This is a genomic window from Streptomyces sp. NPDC005195 (genome assembly GCF_040608315.1).
Classification (GTDB): Bacteria; Actinomycetota; Actinomycetes; order Streptomycetales; family Streptomycetaceae; genus Streptomyces; species Streptomyces kaempferi.
On the sequence record NZ_JBEXHZ010000308.1, the window covers coordinates 1 to 1,620 of the forward strand.

The 1,620-nt window shown below is 68.7% G+C and carries 1 protein-coding gene; it reads right to left on the reverse strand.

All coding sequences use genetic code 11. From position 1 onward, the window contains the following. Positions 1-160: 160 nt before the first annotated feature. Positions 161-1,552 carry an IS1380 family transposase gene (locus tag ABZV34_RS39215; protein WP_356288001.1) on the reverse strand — a complete coding sequence of 464 codons (1,392 nt, stop codon included), beginning with the start codon at positions 1,550-1,552 and terminating at the stop codon, positions 161-163. Positions 1,553-1,620: the final 68 nt, after the last annotated feature.

The window sequence follows — 1,620 nt, forward strand, 5'->3', positions numbered from 1 at the left end:
CCCGGATCCACCGGCTTGATTTCGGAGTGATCGCTTCGGGTGTATTCGAGTGGTCTGGCGGCTGATCTGCGGGTTCGGGCAGGGAGTATCCGCTGGTCTGCCCAGCTCTTCCACATGTCCACAGGTCTCGGGCCCGTTCGGGCGGCTCGGTCAAGGAGGGTCAGGCGGACGGCGGTGGCGCGTGCACGGCCGTGAACAGCTGTGTGAAGTCGCCTTCCCAGGGCCAGCGTTCGGGTAGGTGGAGGGTGAGGCGGCGGGCCGAGCGGGCCAGGCGGGCAGGCACGTTGATCAGGTGGTCGCGGATCGTGGCGGTGGCCGCCCTGGCGTGGAATGCACCGGCCAGAGTGCCGGCGGCGCGGGTCAGGTTGTGCGCAAGGGCTGCGAGGGTGAGCCAGGCGGCGTTGGCCTGGAAGTTGCCGGACGGGGCGTGCGCGAAGGCGCTGTTCTTGACGTCCGCGATGACTTGTTCCACGACAGCGTGCCGCCTGTGATCACGCTCAGCGTCTTTGAGGGAGAGCGGGGAGTCGGTGAACGCGGCGTGGTAACGCCAGGTGTCGAAGAGGGTGCCCTGCCCGGCGGGCAGGCTGTCGGGGTTGAGCCGTTTGACCCGTCGCACGATCAGCCGGGCGGTGACCTGCTGCTTCTTCGGCTTGGAGGTGAAGGCGGTGTAGGTGGTCTCGGCTATCTCGGCGTCGGAGATCCAGCACTGGCCCTCCTCGTCCCAGACCGCCTTGGGGTACTTGATCGCCGTCCAGGTGCCTTCGTCGATGCCCGCGATGGCCTTCTTGACGGAGGCGTTCATCCGTACCGTGATCGAGAAGCGGGCGCCGAGGGACCGGCAGGTGCTCACCACGTCGGCGCCGTAGAACGCGGAGTCGGCCCGCACCACGAGGAGACCGCTCGCGCCGCAGGCGTGGGCGGTGCGGATGGTCTCGGCGACGAACGCGGCCGCCCCGCGTGCGGAGTTGGTGGGCCCCTTGCGCAGCCTGGTGGCGGCGATCACTGGTGCGGCCAGTGGTGTGGAGACGATCCCGAGCAGTGCGTTGAGGCCCTTGACCTTGCTGTATCCGTATCCGGTGCCCTGCTTGGCGTAGCCGTAGGTGCGGCGGATGGTGTCGTCGATGTCCACGTAGGCCACCTGGTCCGCGCCGGGCAGCAGCGGGGTGTGCGCAGTGAGACGGGGAATCAACCGGCGGGCAACGGCGTGCAGTTGCTTCACATGCCCGTGCGTGAAGGAGCGCAGGAAGCTGCCCAGCGTGGACGGGGCGCGCACCCCGGCGAACAGGCGGCCCGTCGCGCCGTGCCGCAGCCGGTCCATGTCATCGATGCTGTCGGCGCCCGCGACCATGCCGCCCACCAGCGACATCAGCTTCGCCGCAGGGAAGGCGCCGGTGCCGTCCTTCGAGCGCGGCAGCCCGATGAGCTCGTCGGCCAGAGCCGGCAGACCACACCGCTCGGCCAGGCGCATCACCGGCTCCAGCCCGCCGTACGCGATCAGGTTCGGATCATCGAACGCGGATGAGACCGCCGCCGCGGCATGGGAGGATTGCATCTCGGAAGTGCCTTGCCGATCGTGCCTGATGTGGTCCTAGAGAAACCCCATCATCGCAGGTCACAAGG

Bases quoted from the DNA above. Each gene is read 5' to 3' on its own strand.
- ABZV34_RS39215 (WP_356288001.1), bottom strand. From the start codon at position 1,552: ATGCAATCCTCCCATGCCGCGGCGGCGGTCTCATCCGCGTTCGATGAT.